Source organism: Mesorhizobium sp. M0751 (assembly GCF_040320265.1).
Classification (GTDB): domain Bacteria; phylum Pseudomonadota; class Alphaproteobacteria; order Rhizobiales; family Rhizobiaceae; genus Mesorhizobium.
This window is the reverse complement of record NZ_JAMYPH010000002.1, coordinates 298,861-316,526: the sequence shown is the minus strand read 5'-3', so window position 1 is coordinate 316,526 and position 17,666 is coordinate 298,861. Positions and strand designations below refer to the sequence as shown.

Annotated in this window: 17 protein-coding genes; 14 read left to right on the top strand and 3 right to left on the bottom strand. The window is 64.7% G+C overall.

Features of this window, described 5'->3' with window-relative positions:
* Positions 1 to 4 precede the first annotated feature (4 nt).
* The 3 genes from NKI19_RS04240 (at position 5) to NKI19_RS04230 (ending at position 3,491) form a co-directional block, all read left to right on the top strand.
* Positions 5 to 1,291, top strand: coding sequence for a glutamate-5-semialdehyde dehydrogenase (locus tag NKI19_RS04240; protein ID WP_352489205.1), 1,287 nt, complete (start codon positions 5 to 7; stop codon positions 1,289 to 1,291).
* Between the two features lie 250 nt (positions 1,292 to 1,541).
* Positions 1,542 to 2,129 carry a nicotinate-nucleotide adenylyltransferase gene (locus tag NKI19_RS04235; RefSeq protein WP_352489440.1) on the top strand — a complete coding sequence of 196 codons (588 nt, stop codon included), beginning with the start codon at positions 1,542 to 1,544 and terminating at the stop codon, positions 2,127 to 2,129.
* Between the two features lie 72 nt (positions 2,130 to 2,201).
* Entirely contained in the window at positions 2,202 to 3,491 is a 1,290-nt protein-coding gene (locus NKI19_RS04230) for an MFS transporter (RefSeq protein ID WP_352489206.1), read from the top strand.
* A 26-nt stretch (positions 3,492 to 3,517) separates the two neighbouring features.
* Here the strand turns inward: NKI19_RS04230 and NKI19_RS04225 are convergent, their stop codons facing one another.
* A complete protein-coding gene (locus tag NKI19_RS04225) occupies positions 3,518 to 4,375 on the bottom strand; it encodes a mechanosensitive ion channel family protein (protein ID WP_352489207.1) in 858 nt (285 codons plus the stop codon).
* A gap of 239 nt (positions 4,376 to 4,614) precedes the next feature.
* On the opposite strand from NKI19_RS04225, the gene rsfS reads away from it, so the two are divergent.
* From rsfS to NKI19_RS04185, 8 genes are all read left to right on the top strand, one after another.
* Positions 4,615 to 4,992 carry a ribosome silencing factor gene (rsfS, locus tag NKI19_RS04220; protein WP_023678068.1) on the top strand — a complete coding sequence of 126 codons (378 nt, stop codon included), beginning with the start codon at positions 4,615 to 4,617 and terminating at the stop codon, positions 4,990 to 4,992.
* 61 nt (positions 4,993 to 5,053) lie between these two features.
* Positions 5,054 to 5,536 carry a 23S rRNA (pseudouridine(1915)-N(3))-methyltransferase RlmH gene (gene rlmH, locus NKI19_RS04215; RefSeq protein ID WP_352489208.1) on the top strand — a complete coding sequence of 161 codons (483 nt, stop codon included), beginning with the start codon at positions 5,054 to 5,056 and terminating at the stop codon, positions 5,534 to 5,536.
* A gap of 151 nt (positions 5,537 to 5,687) precedes the next feature.
* A complete protein-coding gene (locus tag NKI19_RS04210) occupies positions 5,688 to 7,031 on the top strand; it encodes a murein hydrolase activator EnvC family protein (protein ID WP_352489209.1) in 1,344 nt (447 codons plus the stop codon).
* On the top strand, positions 7,032 to 8,357 hold the full coding sequence (locus tag NKI19_RS04205) for a S41 family peptidase (protein WP_352489210.1): 1,326 nt from the start codon (positions 7,032 to 7,034) through the stop codon (positions 8,355 to 8,357).
* A gap of 201 nt (positions 8,358 to 8,558) precedes the next feature.
* On the top strand, positions 8,559 to 9,755 hold the full coding sequence (locus NKI19_RS04200; RefSeq protein ID WP_352489211.1) for a divergent polysaccharide deacetylase family protein: 1,197 nt from the start codon (positions 8,559 to 8,561) through the stop codon (positions 9,753 to 9,755).
* A gap of 1 nt (position 9,756) precedes the next feature.
* Positions 9,757 to 10,278, top strand: a complete 522-nt coding sequence (locus NKI19_RS04195; protein WP_352489212.1) for an RNA pyrophosphohydrolase — start codon at positions 9,757 to 9,759, stop codon at positions 10,276 to 10,278.
* A gap of 29 nt (positions 10,279 to 10,307) precedes the next feature.
* A complete protein-coding gene (gene alr / locus NKI19_RS04190; protein ID WP_352489213.1) occupies positions 10,308 to 11,459 on the top strand; it encodes an alanine racemase in 1,152 nt (383 codons plus the stop codon).
* A gap of 66 nt (positions 11,460 to 11,525) precedes the next feature.
* Positions 11,526 to 12,854, top strand: coding sequence for a D-amino acid dehydrogenase (locus NKI19_RS04185; RefSeq protein ID WP_352489441.1), 1,329 nt, complete (start codon positions 11,526 to 11,528; stop codon positions 12,852 to 12,854).
* Between the two features lie 38 nt (positions 12,855 to 12,892).
* On the opposite strand, the gene NKI19_RS04180 is transcribed toward NKI19_RS04185, so the two are convergent.
* A complete protein-coding gene (locus NKI19_RS04180; RefSeq protein ID WP_352489214.1) occupies positions 12,893 to 13,774 on the bottom strand; it encodes a LysR family transcriptional regulator in 882 nt (293 codons plus the stop codon).
* A 376-nt stretch (positions 13,775 to 14,150) separates the two neighbouring features.
* On the opposite strand from NKI19_RS04180, the gene NKI19_RS04175 reads away from it, so the two are divergent.
* From NKI19_RS04175 to NKI19_RS04165, 3 genes are all read left to right on the top strand, one after another.
* Positions 14,151 to 15,647: a CoA-acylating methylmalonate-semialdehyde dehydrogenase gene (locus tag NKI19_RS04175; protein ID WP_352489215.1), complete on the top strand. Its 1,497-nt coding sequence runs from the start codon at positions 14,151 to 14,153 to the stop codon at positions 15,645 to 15,647.
* A gap of 404 nt (positions 15,648 to 16,051) precedes the next feature.
* Complete coding sequence (locus tag NKI19_RS04170; protein WP_352450871.1) at positions 16,052 to 16,348, top strand: hypothetical protein; 297 nt, start codon at positions 16,052 to 16,054, stop codon at positions 16,346 to 16,348.
* Positions 16,349 to 16,653: 305 nt separating this feature from the next.
* Positions 16,654 to 16,968, top strand: coding sequence for a hypothetical protein (locus tag NKI19_RS04165; protein WP_352465658.1), 315 nt, complete (start codon positions 16,654 to 16,656; stop codon positions 16,966 to 16,968).
* A 14-nt stretch (positions 16,969 to 16,982) separates the two neighbouring features.
* On the opposite strand, the gene NKI19_RS04160 is transcribed toward NKI19_RS04165, so the two are convergent.
* Complete coding sequence (locus tag NKI19_RS04160; protein ID WP_352489216.1) at positions 16,983 to 17,636, bottom strand: GntR family transcriptional regulator; 654 nt, start codon at positions 17,634 to 17,636, stop codon at positions 16,983 to 16,985.
* Between the last annotated feature and the right edge of the window lie 30 nt (positions 17,637 to 17,666).

Below are 17,666 nucleotides of genomic sequence, written 5' to 3'. Positions count from 1 at the left end.
AGCCATGCTGACGCTGCATGAAAAATCCCGGGATGATACCGTGGCGCTGATGGCCGATATCGGCCGCCGCGCGCGTGCCGCGGCCCGGCCGCTGGCCATAGCTGCGGCCGAGCGCAAGCGCGCGGCGCTGGTCGGCATGGCTCAGGCTATCCTTCGGCATGAGCAGGATATCCTCGACGCCAATGCCATCGATATCAGGAATGGCGAGGAGGCTGGCCTATCGGCAGCGTCGATGGACCGGCTGAAGCTCGATCCCGCCCGCATCCGGGCCATGGCCGACGGTATCCGCGAGATCGCAAACCTCAGCGATCCGGTCGGCGATGTCATTGCCGCATGGGACCGGCCGAACGGGTTGCATATCGAACGGGTGCGCACGCCGCTCGGCGTCGTCGGCGTCATCTATGAGAGCCGGCCTAACGTGACCGCCGATGCCGGCGCTCTCTGCCTCAAGGCGGGCAACCCGGTGATCCTGCGCGGCGGCTCGGATTCGGCGAATTCTTCCGCCGCGATCCATGCCTGCCTGGTCGAGGGGCTGAAGGCAGCCGGGCTGCCGGAGGATGCCATACAATTGGTGCCGACCACCGATCGCGGCGCCGTCGGCGAAATGCTGAAAGGGCTTTCCGGCAATCTCGAGGTCATCATTCCGCGCGGCGGCCGCAGCCTGGTCGAGCGTGTGCAGAACGAGGCACGGGTGCCGGTGTTCGCGCATCTCGAGGGCATCTGCCATCTCTATATCGACCGATCGGCCGATCTCGACATGGCGGTCAAGATCGCGGTCAATGCCAAGATGCGGCGCACCGGGGTGTGTGGTGCTGCCGAGACGCTGCTGGTCGACCGTGCCGTCGCCGGCACGCACCTGGTGCCGATCCTCGAGGCTCTACAGGCGGCAGGCTGCGAGATCCATGCCGATGCCGAGGTGCTGAAGCTTTATGCCGATGCCCAGCCGGCGACCGATGCAGACTGGGTGACCGAATACCTCGACGCCATCATTGCTGTGAAGCTGGTCGACGGCATTGGCGGCGCGATCGAGCATATCGAGAATTTTTCCTCGCATCACACCGAGGCGATCATCGCCGAGGATGCAAACGCCGTCGAACGGTTCTTCAACGAGATCGATTCGGCGATCCTTCTGCACAACGCCTCGACGCAGTTTGCCGATGGCGGCGAGTTCGGCATGGGCGCCGAGATCGGCATCGCCACCGGCAAGATGCATGCACGCGGGCCGGTCGGCGTCGAGCAGCTGACCTCGTTCAAATACCGCGTACGCGGGTCGGGACAGGTGAGGCCTTGAATCCGTCCGCAGTCCGAGCCTGAGAGGCGTGCGCCCAGCCACCCCCCTCTGTCCTGCCGGACATCTCCCCCTCAAAAGGGGAGATCAGCTCTCTTTCGCGATTTCGCCAATTGCCGGGCGGGCAGAGTTCATGCCGTCATTGAAACTGACGATCTCTCCCCTTGAGGGGGAGATGCCCGGCAGGGCAGAGCGGGGTGCCTGACGCATGCTTGCCTTGTCCGAACATGCCATATCCTCCCGCTACCTCAAGATGCCGCATGCCGGGAAAGGCGTGGCGGTCGGGCTGTTCGGCGGTTCGTTCAACCCGCCGCACGCCGGCCATGCGCTGGTCGCCGAGATCGCACTCAGACGCCTTGCGCTCGACCAGCTGTGGTGGATGGTGACGCCCGGCAATCCGCTCAAGAATGCCGGAGACCTGGCGCCGCTGGCCGAGCGGCTGCAGCTGTCTGAAAAGATCGCCAAGAACCCGAAGATCAAGGTCACCGCCTTCGAGGCGGCCCACCACGTCCGCTTCACCGCCGACACGCTGGCGTTGGTCAAGGCGCGTAACCCCGGCGTCGATTTCGTCTGGATCATGGGGGCCGATTCGCTTCGCGACTTCCACCGCTGGCAGCGCTGGCGCCGTATCGTGATGACGTTCCCGATCGCGGTGGTCGACCGGCCAGGTGCGACGCTGTCGTTCCTGTCGTCCGTGGTCGCCAAGACGTTCGACTATGCCCGCGTCGACGAAGGCGACGCACCGCGGCTCGCCCGCATGGACGCGCCGGCCTGGACCTTCATCCACGGCCCGCGTTCGTCGCTGTCGTCGAGCGCGATCCGCAATGTGGCAAAGGGCTGAGCGGGCGGAAGGCAAGTCCAGCCATGTCGCATTTGCCGCTGCCTTGACCTGCTTGATGGGCGATCCTCGGTCATGACGATTCTCGAGCGCGACCAGGACAAGAACGGTCTAGGGCAGCCGGCGCCGTCGATCGCCATTGCCAGCATCCTCTTGTCGATGGGGCTGATCGCCGTCGGCAATGGGCTGATGTTCGCCTATATCCCAGTCCGGCTCGGCGCCGAGGGCTTCGATCCGACATGGGCGGGGCTGATCGTCACGGGTCTTTCGGCTGGCGGCCTCGCCGGCTGCATCCTGACCGGGCCGCTGGTGCGGCGTGTCGGTCATGCCCGCGTGTTCATGGTGCTGTCGGCACTGATCGTGCTGTCCAACGCCGCAGTCGGCGTCGGGCCGCACCCATTGCCATGGATCGCGGCACGGGCGCTCTATGGCTTTGCCATATGCGGCCTGTTCATCGTCGCGCAGAGCTGGCTGAACGATGTCGTCGCCAACGCCATCCGCGGCCGGGTCATGGCTATCTTCTACGTTGCCTATGTCGCCGGGCTCGGCGTCGGCTATTCGACACTGGCGTTGATCGATATCCGCGCGGCCGACGCGCCGCTGATCGGCATTGCCTTCACCGCGCTGTCGATCCTTCCTGTCGGGCTGACGCGGCTCGCGCAACCGCCGGCGCCGCAAGCGGCCTCCGTGGCGCTCGGCAGGGCCTGGCGGATCTCACCGGTCGGCGTTGCCGGCATGCTTGCCGTAGGTGGCCTGTCGATGACCATTTCGGGTTTTGCGCCAATCCATGCCACCGCCAAGGGCTACAGCCAGGCCGACGTCGCCTTGCTGCTTTCGGCAATGCCGGTCGGCACGCTGATCCTGCAGATCCCGCTCGGCTGGATTTCCGACCGCACCGACCGGCGCTTTGTGCTGATCGCGGCGTCGGCGCTTGCCACCGCGGCGGGCCTGTTTGCGCTGGGTTTCGACGGTGGCGCGCTGGCGGCGCTGCTCGTCATCTACGTGGTCTGGGACGGCGCCTCGGAATCGATCTACTCTCTGGCCAGCGCCCATGCCGGCGACCGCGCCGGCAAGGACGACATGGTGGCGCTGTCGAGCTCGCTTCTGTTCGCCTGGTCGCTGTCCGGCTTCGTCGTGCCCGGCATTGTGACCGGGCTTTCCGCCATCTACGGCACGCAGGCCTTCATCTATGTGGCGATCGTCATTGCCGCAGCCTACTGCCTGTTCGTTCTTTGGCGGGTCGTCATGGTGCGGCCGGTGCCCGCCACCGAGACCGGCAGTTTCGCGCCGATGACGGCGCAGGCGCCGTTGCCCGTCGATCTCGCCTTCGCGCCCGAAGGTCAGCGCGGGCGCGGAGAGCTTTGAACGCCCTCCAGCTGGTTTCAAATGCTTTATTGCCGTGTGGCTGAGGCATCGGGCTGCGGCGCTTTCGGCGCCGGCGCCGGGACCGAAAGGCCCTCGGCATCGAACGCCTGCTTGACACTCTTGGTGAGGTCGATCTGGGCGGCGAAGAAGTCGGCGGCTGCCGTCCAGTAGCGCAAGGTGATGGTGACGGTGCTATCGCCGACAGTCGCGACAAAGGCGATCGGCGCCGGCTGCCGCCTGACACGCCGGTCGGCGGCGGCAACGCCAAGCATGGTCTTTTGCGCGAAATCGATGTCGTTCCACGAGCCGATGCTGAGCGTGATGTCGCCGCGGCGCACGCCGTTGCGGGTGAAATTGCGGACCGGCTGGTTCCACAGGGTCGAGTTGGGTGCAAGCACGTAGACGCCTTCGACCGTTCTCAGCGTTGTGGCAAACAGCCCGATCTCCTCGACGGTACCGGATATGGCGCCGACTTCGACATATTCGCCGATGCGGAACGGCCGCAGCGCCAGGAGCATGATACCGGCGGCAATGTTCTGCAGCGTGCCTTGCAGCGCCAGGCCGATGGCCAGGCCGGCGGCACCGATAGCGGCAATGATCGAAGCCGTCTGCACGCCGAACTGGCCGAGAACCATGATCACGACCAGTCCCAGGATAGCGTAGCGGACGACTTGCGAGAAGAAATGGCGGAGCGTTTCGTCGAAACCGTGAACGTGGCCGAGGCCGGCGTAGATCGAACGCTCGGCGAGGCCGGCGACGATGTAGCCGATGACCAGCAGGATGACGGCGCCGACCGCCGAAAGCGAGTAGGAGACGATCAGCGTGCTGAGTTGCGCAAGGCCGGATTGCACAGTGAGGAGAGCGTTCTGGGGATCGATCGGCATGTCGGGATTCCGGTTCGTGGATGAGCCGATAACCGCTGCGAGGCGAGGCGGTTCCGAATTTCTCGTCCGAAAAGCCGCATATTCGGCCGCTGCCGGGCGCCTGCTTGCGAGCGGTGTCTTGAAACTGCAACCTAACTCTGCCTATCTAAGCAGTGTCACCTGATTTCATAGGTGATTTGGTTGTTCTTGCTGCGAAAGGAAATACACTGAGAACAGCACTTCGGAAGAAGGCCGACATCGTGCCTTCGCCGGCCGGGATCAGCGTAAACGACGCCGTGTCCCGCGCCATCAAGACAGTCCTTGCCAGTCTGGAAGACTCCAAGGCCGAAAACATCGTCTCAATCGACATTCAGGGGAAATCGAGCCTCGGCGACTACATGGTCGTCGCATCGGGTCGATCGCACCGTCATGTCTCGGCTGTCGCCGATCATCTCCTCAAGGCGCTCAAGGATGCCGGGCTCGGCACGGCGCGCGTCGAGGGGCTGGCTGGCGCCGACTGGGTCCTGATCGATTCGGGCGACATCATCGTCCATGTCTTCCGTCCCGAGGTCCGCGACTTCTACAATCTCGAAAAGATGTGGCAGGCGCCTGATCTCGAGGAGGAGACCCTCCACTGAGCCGTACTCGTCATGATGCATGTCGTTGTCCGACATGCATCAGCGGCTCTTCGAGGCAAGGATGAAGATTACCGTTCATGCCGTGGGCCGAATGAAAGCCGGCCCCGAGAAGCAGTTGGCCGATCGCTATTTCGAGCGTTTTGCCAAGAGCGGTCCTGCCATAGGCCTCGAATTCGCCGGGATCGTCGAGATTGCCGAAGGCCGCGCGCAGACGGCCAATGAGCGCCGGCGCGAGGAAGGCCAGAAGCTGCAGACGCACTTGCAGCCGGGCACGGCGCTGATGCTGCTGGATGAGCGCGGCAAGAACCTTTCCTCCGAGGATTTCGCCGGCCGCATAGGTTCGCTGCGCGATGGCGGGCGCAAGGCGCTGGTGATTGCCATTGGCGGCGCCGACGGCCATGACCAGTCGCTGCGCGACCTGGCTGATCTGACGGTGTCGCTCGGCGCGCCGACCTGGCCGCATCAGCTGGTCCGCGTGATGCTGGGCGAGCAGCTTTACAGGGCGGCCACGATCCTTTCCGGCCACCCCTACCATCGTTCATGAAGTCGGCTCGGTCGGCGAATTGGCGCCAGCCGCCCGGATTTTCGCCCCAATGCTCATCGACAGTTTGGGCTCATGGGGTTTGCGGATGGCGGCCGGGGCTCGGACATGGTTGATGGTTCGTTAACGAAGCCGCGCATAGAGTTAGGCTTCAATGTCTGAAGACTGGAAATCACGAACGGGCTCCTGGCGCGTGCGCTGCGGCATCGCCGTGGCGACGATCGCGCTTTCGCTCGGCGTCGCGCGGGCCGAGAACACGCTCGACCTGGCGCCCGACCCGGACCAGAGCCGCGCCGAATACGAAAAAGTATCGAAAGAGATCACGCTGTCGTCCGAGCGGCTGGCCAAGCTCGCCGCCGACATCGCGGCGGTCAAGAAGGACCACGCCTCGATCACCGCGGCGCTGATCCAGTCGGCGATGACCGAGCAGAAGCTCGGCCAGGACATCGAGGACATCGGCGGCAAGCTCGAGGGGCTGAAGGCGCAGGAGCAGAAGATCCGCGCCTCACTGGCCGCCAGGCGCGACGTTCTGGCCGAAGTGCTCGGCGCGCTGCAGCGCATGGGGCTTAACCCGCCGCCGGCGATCCTGGTCAAGCCGGAGGACGCATTGTCGTCGGTGCGCAGTGCCATCCTGCTCGGTGCCGTGGTGCCGGAACTGCGCCAGCAGACCGACATGTTGCTGGCCGACCTCAAGGAGCAGTCGCGGGTGACGGCCTCGATCGAAGCCGAGCGGGCGCGGCTGACGGCAGCGGTCGGCGAGCAGGCGGCGGAAAAAAAGCGGCTCGGCATGCTGCTCGAAGCCAAGCAGAAGCTCGCCGCCGATACGCAAACCGCGCTGGCCGCCGAAAAGCAGCGGTCCGCGACGCTGGCGGCCAAGGCCGGCAGCCTGAAAGAGCTGATCGCATCGCTCGAGGCCGACAGGGCCCGCAAGGCGGCGGATGCGGCCAAGGCAGCCGAGCAAAAGACCGCGGACGCCGACAAGGGCCCGGCATCAGCCCCGCCGCCCACGGAATTGGCCTCGCTGCCGGTGCCGGAGAGCAACAGGCTCACCGCTGCTGCGCCGTTTTCCGCGCTTCAAGGACAGATCGCGCTGCCGGTCACCGGCAGGATCAAGCGGCGCTTCGGGGCCAATGACGGTAACGGCGCGGTGATGCTCGGTGACATGGTTGCGACACAATCGGGAGCCATCGTCACAGCGCCGGTGGATGGAAATGTGCTTTATGCGGGGCCTTTCCGCTCTTACGGTCAACTCTTGATCCTGAATGCGGGTGACGGCTATCATGTCGTCCTGGCGGGGATGAGCAGAATCAGCGTCGCGTCTGGCCAGTCGGTGCTCGCAGGTGAGCCGGTCGGCGCGATGGGAGAGGCCCGGGTGGCGAGCACCTCGGCATCGAAGAATGGAAATGCCACGCCGGAGCTCTATGTCGAGTTCCGCAAGGATGGAAAACCCGTCGATCCGGCCCCATGGTGGGCGGACCGTTTTTCTGGAAGGACGTGAATGATGCGGAAACTGTCGCTTCTGTTTGCCGGTGCGCTGATGGGTGCATCGGCGATGAGCCTGGTCTATGGCGCGCCCGGCTCGACAGCGAAGGCTGCGGGCTCCGAGACCTATAAGCAACTGGCGATCTTCGGTGACATCTTCGAGCGGGTGCGGGCGAATTATGTGACACCGCCCGACGACAAGTCGCTGGTTGAAAATGCCATCAACGGCATGCTGTCCTCGCTCGACCCGCACTCCTCCTACATGAACGCCGAAGAAGCGCAGGACATGCGCGTGCAGACCAAGGGCGAGTTCGGCGGCCTCGGCATCGAGGTCACCATGGAGAACGATCTGGTCAAGGTGATCACGCCGATCGACGATACTCCGGCCGCCAAGGCTGGTGTGCTCGCCGGCGACTATATCGCCAAGATCGACGGCGAGGAGGTTCGCGGCCTGACGCTCAACGACGCCGTCGAGAAGATGCGCGGGCTGGTCAATACGCCGATCAAGCTCACCATCCTGCGCCAGGGTGCCGACAAGCCGATCGAACTGACCGTCGTGCGCGATATCATCAAGGTCAAGGCGGTCAAGTTCCGGGTCGAAAACGACATCGGCTACATGAAGATCACCTCCTTTACCGAAAAGACCTATGACGACCTCGAGAATGCCATCGACACCATCAAGAAGCAGGTGCCGAACGACAAGCTCAAGGGCTACGTGCTCGACCTGCGCCTCAATCCGGGCGGTTTGCTCGACCAGGCGGTGAGCGTGTCGGATGCCTTCCTCGACCGTGGCGAGATAGTCTCGACGCGCGGCCGCGACCCGAAGGACGTCACCCGCTTCGACGCGCGGGCCGGCGACGACATCGGCGGCAAGCCGCTGATCGTGCTCGTCAACGGCGGCTCGGCCAGTGCCTCGGAAATCGTCGCCGGCGCGCTGCAGGATCTGCGCCGCGCCACAGTGGTCGGCACGCAGTCCTTCGGCAAGGGTTCGGTGCAGACCATCATCCCGCTTGGCGAGAACGGGGCGCTGCGGCTGACGACGGCGCTCTATTACACGCCGTCCGGCAAGTCGATCCAGGGTAAGGGCATCACGCCCGACATCAAGGTCGACCAGCCGCTGCCGGCGGAACTGCAGGGCAGGGACCTGACGCGCGGCGAATCCGACCTCAAGGGCCACATCAAGGGCGCCGACGAAGGCACGACCGGTTCGGGTTCGGCAGCCTATGTGCCGCCAGAACCGAAGGACGATTTGCAGCTCATCTTTGCCGAGCAGCTGCTGCGCGGCCAGAAGACCGATCCGGCGTTCCCGCCGAATCCGCAAAAGGCCGTGTTGAACCAATAAGGGCGGGCAAGCCGGGCCAAACAGGTCTGGCTGCCTGAGCGAAGCGATGCGATGCTGCCGGGGCCGCGAGGCTCCGGCAGTTTGATTCGGGGCTGCGGCCGGCATGCTGCGCGTCCAGTGAAGCAAGGGGACGCGCCGACATTTTGGATTTTGCGCCTCCGGAGAAGGTTTGCTTCGGGGATGCACGCCGGGGGTGCGGGCTTGGCTGATATCGGCAGGGACATAGAACGACCTCTCGGACAGGCGATCCGGCCGTCGCGTTCAGGTAGCGGGATAAGCGCCGGTGCGGTCGCGGCCGCGCTTGTCGTGCTGTCCGTGGTCGGCGTTTCCAGCGCGATCGCCCTGCGAGACAAGCCGTTCCGGAAGCTGCAAGAAGTCGCCGTTTCGACGCCGAAGATGCCGGCAGCGGCAGATACCGCCGCGGCGCCCGCCAAGGCGACGCCAGAACCGGCAGCGCCAAGCAACGCAAGCCAACAGAAGACCGGCGAGAAGACGGGCGGTCCGCAGATCATCCATGTCCAGACCGAAGAGGGCGACGGTCCACCCGAGGCGGCCATCGTCATTCGCGACCCTTCGACGATCGGCCAGAATCTCAGGATCGCGCACATTCCCGACAAGGCGCTGGTCGAGGCCAGCGAGACCGGTCTGCTGCCGATCCGCGCCGCCGACGGCCGGCGCCCGTTCGATGTCTATGCGCGGCCGTGGTCCGGGGCTCGCGGCGCACGCGTGGCGCTCGTCATCGGCGGGCTTGCCGTGTCGCAGACCGGCACGCAGGCGGCCATCGCCAAGCTGCCGGCGGAAGTGACACTGGCCTTCGCGCCGCAAGGCAACAGCATCGGCCGCTGGATGCAGGTGGCGCGGCAGAGCGGCCATGAGGTCATCATGCAGGTGCCGCTCGAGCCGTTCGACTATCCGAACGTCAATCCCGGCCGTAACACGCTGACCGTTGCTGCAACGCCGGATGAGAATTTGAAGAATTTACGCTGGGCGCTGTCACGAACGACCAACTACACCGGCGTCATGAACTATATGGGCGCCCGCTTTTCGGCCGACGCGACGGCGATGGGGCCGTTGATGGCCGAGCTTGGCAAGCGTGGTCTGGCCTATGTCGACGACGGTTCGTCGGCGCGCAGCCTGGCACCAGAATTGGCGCTGAAGGACGGCGTGCCGTTCGTCGGCGGCGATACGGCGATCGACGCGGTGCAGGACCGCGGCGCCATTTTGAAGAAACTGGATGGGCTGGAAGCGACGGCGCGAGCGAAAGGCTTTGCCGTAGGCATCGGCTCGGCCTTCGACCTGACGGTGGATACCGTGTCTTCCTGGGTGACCGAGGCCAAGAAGCGCGGCATCGAGATCGTGCCGGTTTCGGCGGTGGCGATAGATCCGGAAAAAGGCTGAGATGGCAAAGAACAAGCTCGTTGACGCCGAGACGCTGCCCTACCGGCCCTGCGTAGGGGTGATGGTCCTCAATGGCGACGGCCTGGTCTGGGTCGGCCATCGCATTGCCGAGCCGGACAGCGAATTCGCTGGAACGACCCAGCTCTGGCAGATGCCGCAGGGCGGCATCGACGATGGCGAGGAGCCGCTGCCCGCGGCGGAGCGCGAGCTCTACGAAGAGACCGGCATGCGCTCGGTGTCGCTGCTGGCCGAGGCGCCGCACTGGATCAACTACGACCTGCCGGCGCATCTGGTCGGCGTCGCCTTCAAGGGACGGTATCGCGGCCAGACGCAGAAATGGTTTGCCTTCCGCTTCCACGGCGACGAAAGCGAGATCGCGATCAATCCGCCACCGGGTGGCCACAAGGCTGAGTTCGACCGGTGGGCGTGGCGGCCGATGCTGGAACTGCCCGGCCTGATCGTGCCGTTCAAGCGCAAGGTCTACGAAGACGTGGTGGCAGCGTTCCGGCACCTGGTGGCGTAGCCGCTGGCCTTCCGCTAAAACAGGTCGGCATGAACGACATCTCCAGCAAATCTCCACCGAAGGCTGGCGCCCCGAGCGAGCCGATCAGCGAAGCGGCGGCGGGGGCGATCCTGACCATCGATCTCGGCGCCATCCGTGAGAATTACCGGCGGCTGAAGGCGCGGCTGGGCGGCGTCGGCTGCGCTGGAGTGGTCAAGGCCGACGGTTACGGGATTGGCGCGGCGCCGGTGGCCGCGGCGCTGATGGCTGAGGGCTGTAACATTTTCTTTGTCGCGCATTTGGCCGGCGGCATCTTGCTGCGCAGGGCGCTCGGCTCAGACCCGGCCATCTACGTGCTGAACGGCATTCCGCCGGGTGCGGAGGCTGAAGCGGTTGCGGCGGGGCTTTGCACCGTACTCAACAGCGCCAGCCAACTCGCGGCATGGCGCGAGATGGCCGGGCGGGTGGGCCGTAAGCTGCCGGCCGCCCTCCAGGTTGACAGCGGCATGTCGCGGCTCGGCATGACGCCGTCCGAGGTGAAGGCAGTGGCGCGGGATCCGCAGGCTTTCGGCGGTGTCGAACTGACGTTCGTGATGAGCCATCTCGCCTGCGCTGACGAACCCGAGCAACCGGCCAACGAGCGGCAGCGGCTGGAATTCGAACGGCTGCGCCGGATGCTGCCGGAGGCGCCGGCTTCGCTTGCCAATTCATCGGGTATTTTTCTCGGGCAGCGCTACCACTACGACCTCGTCCGTCCGGGTGCCGCTCTCTATGGCATTAATCCGACGCCGGCGAAGGACAATCCGATGCTGCCGGTGGTGCGATTGCAAGCCAAGGTCATCCAGACGCGGATATTGGAGGCCGGCGCCGGTGTCGGCTACGGCCACACCTTCCACACCAAGGCTCCGCTTGCCGCGGCGACCATTTCGCTCGGCTATGGCGATGGCTGGCATCGACGCGCCGCTTCCTCCGCCTGGTTCGAAAATGTGCGGCTGCCCTTCATCGGCCGGGTTTCGATGGATTCGATCATCGTCGACATTTCCGCATTGCCGCCCGGCAGGCTGCATGCCGGCGACCTCGTCGAACTGATCGGGCCGTCGTCGCAGATGGTGGACCAGGTAGCCGGCCAGGCCGGCACTATCGGCTACGAGGTCTTGACCAGCCTCGGCCACCGTTTCCACCGGCGCTATGTGAATGGCTAGGACGCAAGCTTGTTGTCCTCACGCATGTCTTTTCCCTAAGCATCGGGCCTTGGCTGACGCCACAGAATCCGGCAGACAGAAGGCGGCGATGATCCCGCTCTCGAATCCCGACGAGGTGCCGCCGCGGAGAACCAAACGATGAAGATCTTCGTGCTGGGCGGCGGCGTGATCGGGGTCACCACCGCCTATTTTCTTGCCGAGGCCGGCCATGAGGTGACCGTGATCGATCGCCAGAAAGGCCCGGCGCTAGAAACCAGCTTTGCCAATGCCGGCGAGATCTCGCCCGGCTATGCCTCGCCCTGGGCCGGGCCCGGCGTTCCGCTGAAGGCCATCAAATGGCTTTTGATGAAGCACGGTCCACTGGTGGTGCGACCGGCCCTCGATCCGCATATGTGGATATGGCTGATCAAGATGCTGCGCAATTGCACGGCTGAACGCTACGCGCTGAACAAGGCGCGCATGGTGCCGCTGGCCGAGTACAGCCGCGACACGCTGAAGGCGCTGCGCGCGGCGACCGGCATCGCCTACGACGAGCGCGCCAAGGGCACGCTGCAGCTCTTCCGAACGCAAAAGCAGCTCGACGGCGTCGGCGGCGATGTCGAGGTGCTGAAGACCTATGGCGTCCCCTACGAGGTCCTCGACCCCGACGGCTGCATTGCGGCCGAGCCTGGGCTGGCCGGCGTGCGCGAAAAATTCGTCGGTGGCCTGCGGTTGCCCGGCGACGAAACCGGCGACTGCAAGATGTTCACCGACAGGCTTGCCGAGCTTTGCGCGGCACGCGGCGTCACTTTCGAATACGACACGGAGATCCGGCGCGTCGTCAAGAAGCGCGATCGCATCACCAATATCAGCACCAGCAAGGGCTGGATGGTCGCTGATGCCTATGTGATGGCGATGGGCAGCTATTCGGCGCGGTTCATGCGCATGCTGAAGCGGCCCATCCCGGTCTACCCGGTCAAGGGCTATTCGATCACCTTGCCAATCAAGGACGCCGCCGCCGCACCGGTCTCGACCGTGATGGACGAGAGCTACAAGGTAGCGATCACCAGGCTCGGCGAACGTATCCGGGTTGGCGGCACGGCGGAGATTTCCGGCTTCGACCTGCGGCTGCACGAATCGCGGCGGCGCACGCTCGAACATTCGGTCGGCGACCTGTTCCCGGGCAGCGGCGACATGCGATCGGCGACCTTCTGGTGCGGGCTGCGGCCGATGACACCGGACGGGCCGCCGCTGATCGGCCGCACCGATTTCTCCAATCTCTATCTCAACACCGGCCATGGCACACTCGGCTGGACCATGGCCTGCGGCTCGGCCAAGGTTCTGGCCGACATCATCTCCAGCCGAGTGCCGGACATCGACGTCGGCGATCTCGGGCCGGGACGATACGCCAAGTGAGACGCCATCAGCTAAAGACGGCCAGCGGCCGACAGGCTTTACGCGAACAAACCCCTGTCCCGTTCGACGGCCTTGGTGATGAAGCTCGAGACGATCTGGACGCGGCGCAGCGGCCTGACCGATTCGTGATAGACCAGCCAGTAGGCGCGGCGGATGGGTGCGACGATATCGAGAGGCACCAGTTCCGGCATCGAGCGGGCAACGAAGGTGTGCAGTATGCCGATGCCGGCGCCGGAACGCACCGCTTCGGCCTGGCCGAGCGCTGAGGAAATGGCGAAGCTGGTGCGCCAGTCGGCGCTGAATTCCGCCGCGTAGTCGAGCGAGGGACTGACGATCAGGTCCGGCACGTAGCCGATCAGCGTATGCTGGCCTAGCTCGGCGGCGGTTCCGGGCAGGCCATGCGTTTCGGCATAGGTGCGCGACGCGAACAGGCCGAGTGTGTAGTCGACAAGCTTTCCTGCCACCAGGCGGCCTTCCGTCGGCCGTTCGACGGTGATGGCAATGTCGGCCTCGCGCCGGGACAAAGAGAAGGAGCGCGGCACCGGCACCAGTTGGATGGTGAGTTCACGGTGCAGAGCAGTCAGCGCGCCGAGGCGCCTGGCCAGGAAGGCGACGCCAAAACCGTCCGGCGCGCCGATGCGCACGGTGCCCGAGACATCGTCGCCTTCGCCTGAAACGGTCGAGCGCGCGGCGATCATGTCGCCCTCCATGCGTTCGGCGATCTCGAGGAAACGCTCGCCCGCCGGCGTCAGCTCGCTGCCGGTGGTAAGCCGGCGAAACAGTTTTGTCCTGAGCGCATCCTCGAGGGCGGCAATGCGGCGCGAGACGGTCGCATGATTAAGCTCCAGCCGCCTGGCGGCGCCGAGGATCTGGCCGGCCCGCGCCACGGCAAGGAAGATACGGGCGTCATCCCAGTTCATCGGGATGGTCCGGATGATAACGACTACAGCAGCGCTCTACGGCGCCCCCCTCTGTCCTGCCGGACATCTCCCCCTCAAGGGGGGAGATTAGCAGCTTCGCTGCAGGCGCCTCTCTTGCTGCGGTGAAGATTTGCGAAGGCGGGCGTGACGTCCAATCTCCCCACTTGAGGGGGAGATGTCCGGCAGGACAGAGGGGGGCGGTGAAGGATCTCAATCTCAATCCGTATATCTGCAACTACATCTCTCTCATTTGCGGGAATTGATGCCCTGTCGTCAATCGCACTCTATTTTCTGCACAACGGTTGCGTTTTCGCTCGCGTTGCCATCGCTCCCGCAAAGGCGGACAATGGCTCATCACGAACCAGGGAGAGAGACCATGATCGAATACGGTCATTTCATCGGCGGCAAGCGCGTCGCCGGAACCAGTGGCCGCAAGCAGGACGTCATGCAGCCGATGGACGGCACGGTGCGCGGCACGGTGGCGTTGGCTTCGCAGGCGGAATTGCGCGCGGCGGTCGAAAACGCCAAGGCGGCACAGCCCGGCTGGGCGGCGACCAATCCGCAGCGGCGCGTCCGCGTCCTGATGCGGTTCCTCGAGCTGGTCGCCAAGGAGTATGACGCGCTGGCCGAGATATTGGCGCGCGAACACGGCAAGACCATCGCCGACGCCAAGGGCGACATCCAGCGCGGCCTCGAAGTGGTCGAGGTCTGCATCGGTGCGCCGCATATGATGAAGGGCGAGTTCACCGATGGCGCCGGCCCCGGCATCGACGTCTATTCGATGCGCCAGCCGCTCGGCGTCGTTGCCGGCATCACGCCGTTCAATTTTCCGGCGATGATCCCGCTGTGGAAGATCGCGCCGGCCATCGCCTGCGGCAATGCCTTCATCCTCAAGCCGTCCGAGCGCGATCCGGGCGTGCCGATGAGGATTGCCGAACTGTTCATCGAGGCCGGTCTGCCGGCGGGCCTCCTCAACGTCGTCAACGGCGACAAGGAAGTGGTCGACGCCATCCTCGACGATCCCGACATCAAGGCTATCGGTTTCGTCGGCTCGACACCGATCGCCCAGTACATCTATTCGCGCGGCTGCGCGGCCGGCAAGCGCGTGCAGTGCTTCGGCGGCGCCAAGAATCACATGATCATCATGCCGGATGCTGACATGGACCAGACTGTCGACGCGCTGATCGGCGCCGGCTACGGCTCGGCCGGCGAGCGCTGCATGGCGATCTCGGTGGCCGTTCCGGTCGGCAACGACACCGCCAACCGGCTGATGGAAAGACTGGTGCCGCGCGTCGAGAGCCTGAAGGTCGGTCCGTCGACGGATTCTTCCGCGGATTTCGGCCCGCTGGTCACGGCGCAGGCGCTGGAGCGGGTCAAGTCCTATGTCGACACCGGCGTCAAGGAAGGCGCCAAGCTGGTCGTCGACGGCCGCGGCTTTTCCATGCAGGGCTACGAGAATGGCTACTATATGGGCGGCTGCCTGTTCGACAACGTGACCGCCGACATGCGCATCTACAAGGAAGAGATCTTCGGGCCGGTGCTGTCGGTGGTGCGCGCACCGACCTACGAGAACGCCATCAAGCTCGCCAACGAGCACGAGATGGGCAATGGTGTCGCCATCTTCACCCGCGACGGCGATGCGGCGCGCGACTTCGCCTCGCGGGTCCAGGTCGGCATGGTCGGCATCAACGTGCCGATCCCGGTGCCGATCGCCTACTACACCTTTGGCGGCTGGAAGGCGTCCTCCTTCGGCGATCTCAACCAGCACGGGCCGGACGCGTTCCGCTTCTACACCAAGACCAAGACGGTAACGTCGCGCTGGCCGTCCGGCGTGAAGGATGGTGCCGAGTTCGTCATCCCGACGATGAATTAGCCGGACGGTTTTCTGTCTGCGCGTCCTCGCCTTCGGCTTCGGGCGCGGGGGCTGGCGTGAAGGATGGTGCCGAGTTCGTCATCCCGACGATGAATTAGCCGGACGGTTTTCTGTCTGCGCGTCCTCGCCTTCGGCTTCGGGCGCGGGGGCCGGCGTGAAGGATGGCTCCGAGTTCGTCATTCCGACGATGAACTGATCCAAATCGCAGAAAGCAGACAAGGCCCGAGCACCAAGCTCGGGCCTTTTTGTCGCGGTCTTCATCGGCATGAACACTAATGTGATGGAACCAAGAAGCCAGCAATCTTCTTAGGTTTCAGTCCTGCCGCGAAGGAGACGCTGGCAGATCAACCAACGGCGCTGGTGACGGCTCCGGGGGACATCGTCCGGCGCAAAGGAGGTGTCAGATGACACGTCTCATGGCGACTATAGCTTGCGCTGCGATGGCGCTTTCCGCCGTCCCGGCAATGGCTGCCGAGCAATGTGCGGCACGCGCCGATATGGTCAAGGCGCTCGGCGAGAAGTTTCATGAAAACCCTAGCGCGGTCGGCGTCGTCAATCCGAATGTGGTGCTTGAAGTCTTCGTTTCCGACAAGGGCACATGGACCATCCTCGCCAGCGACACAAAAGGTCAAAGCTGCGTGATTTCAGTCGGCGAAGGCTGGGAAAGCGCGATGACGATAGCGGCGCTGCCAGGCACCTGAAGTAGGCCTTTCCTATTCACCTGGCCGCAGCCTCGGCACGGTAGCCGGGCAGCGGCCTTATTCTCGGCGACCTTGAAACGGATCTCCCCGCGCCCGCTTGAGGCGTGCATCGCTTGCTATTTTTCGTTAGCGATACCATATATCGAACATAGCGAGAACATCCAGAATCGTTCCCGCTGACGGCAGACCGGAACACGGAAAGGAGCGACGCGATGATGACGTCGGAACCGGCCTGGATCGCTCCGGCAAAATGAGGCCGTCAATCACCTCCCTTTGCCGGATCGCGATGGCAAAGGAGGTGCCCTATGGCACGCAAATCGCTGTTAGGATGGGTGAAGACCGTAGCTTTTGCCGGCTTATTCGCGGTGGGTACGAATGCCGCAAGCGCCCAATATCAATACTGCGTTGAACATGGCGCCCTCGTCGCCCACCTGACTGAGAATTTCCAGGAAAAACAGTTTGCTCTCGGACTGATCGGTCAGGAGGCGGTCATGGAAGTTTTTGTCGCCGATAGCGGAAGCTGGACGGTCATCGTGACCGACGTCGCCGGCAGAAGCTGCATCGTCGCAGCCGGCGAAAATTGGGAAAGCGTGGAGGCCCTGCCCGGCCAAAACTCATGAGGGAGCGGGCGGCGTCAGCGCGTAGCAGCTGCCTCAGCGTGGCCGCGCAGCAGCGCCATCAGCCGCTTGGCGTCCTTGGCCGCGGCCTCTTCGTCGCCGGCGAGGATCGAGCGGATCAGCGCGACGTGGTGCTCGGCGGATTCGGCCAAGCCGGTGTCGGCCTTGTAGCGAAACCAGAAGCGGCGGCTGTGGGTTTGCAAGGGCGCCGCCAGGCGCGCGGCGAACGGGTTGTCGGCAGCCAGCGCCAGCGCCTCGTCGAGCGCCTTGTCGGCCTGGATGAAGTAAAACACATTTTCCGAAATCACCGCCTTTTGCATGGCAAGGGCAGCGTCATGAAACAGGTCGGCGGCCTCGCGGGTGACGAAGCGGGCGGCCGAGCGGGCAAGCACCACCTCGACGCCACGGCGGGCGTCGAGGACACGCAGCCAGTCGCCGGGGTGAAGCGGCGCGATGGCGATGCCGGCGCGCGGCCGGACCTCGAGCAGCCCCTCCCAGGCCAGCCGCTGGATCGCTTCGCGAACCGGGGTGCGGCCGAGGCCGAGCCTGTCGATCAGCGCCCCCTCGGTGATGAAGCTCGCCGGTGCCAATTCGAGGGTTACGATCATGTGCTCGAGCCTGCGATGGGCCTTGGCAGTTGCCGGCTCGGAGCCCGGGTTGTCATATACCAATGCGGCGTCTCCTGATATATTGTTGATATA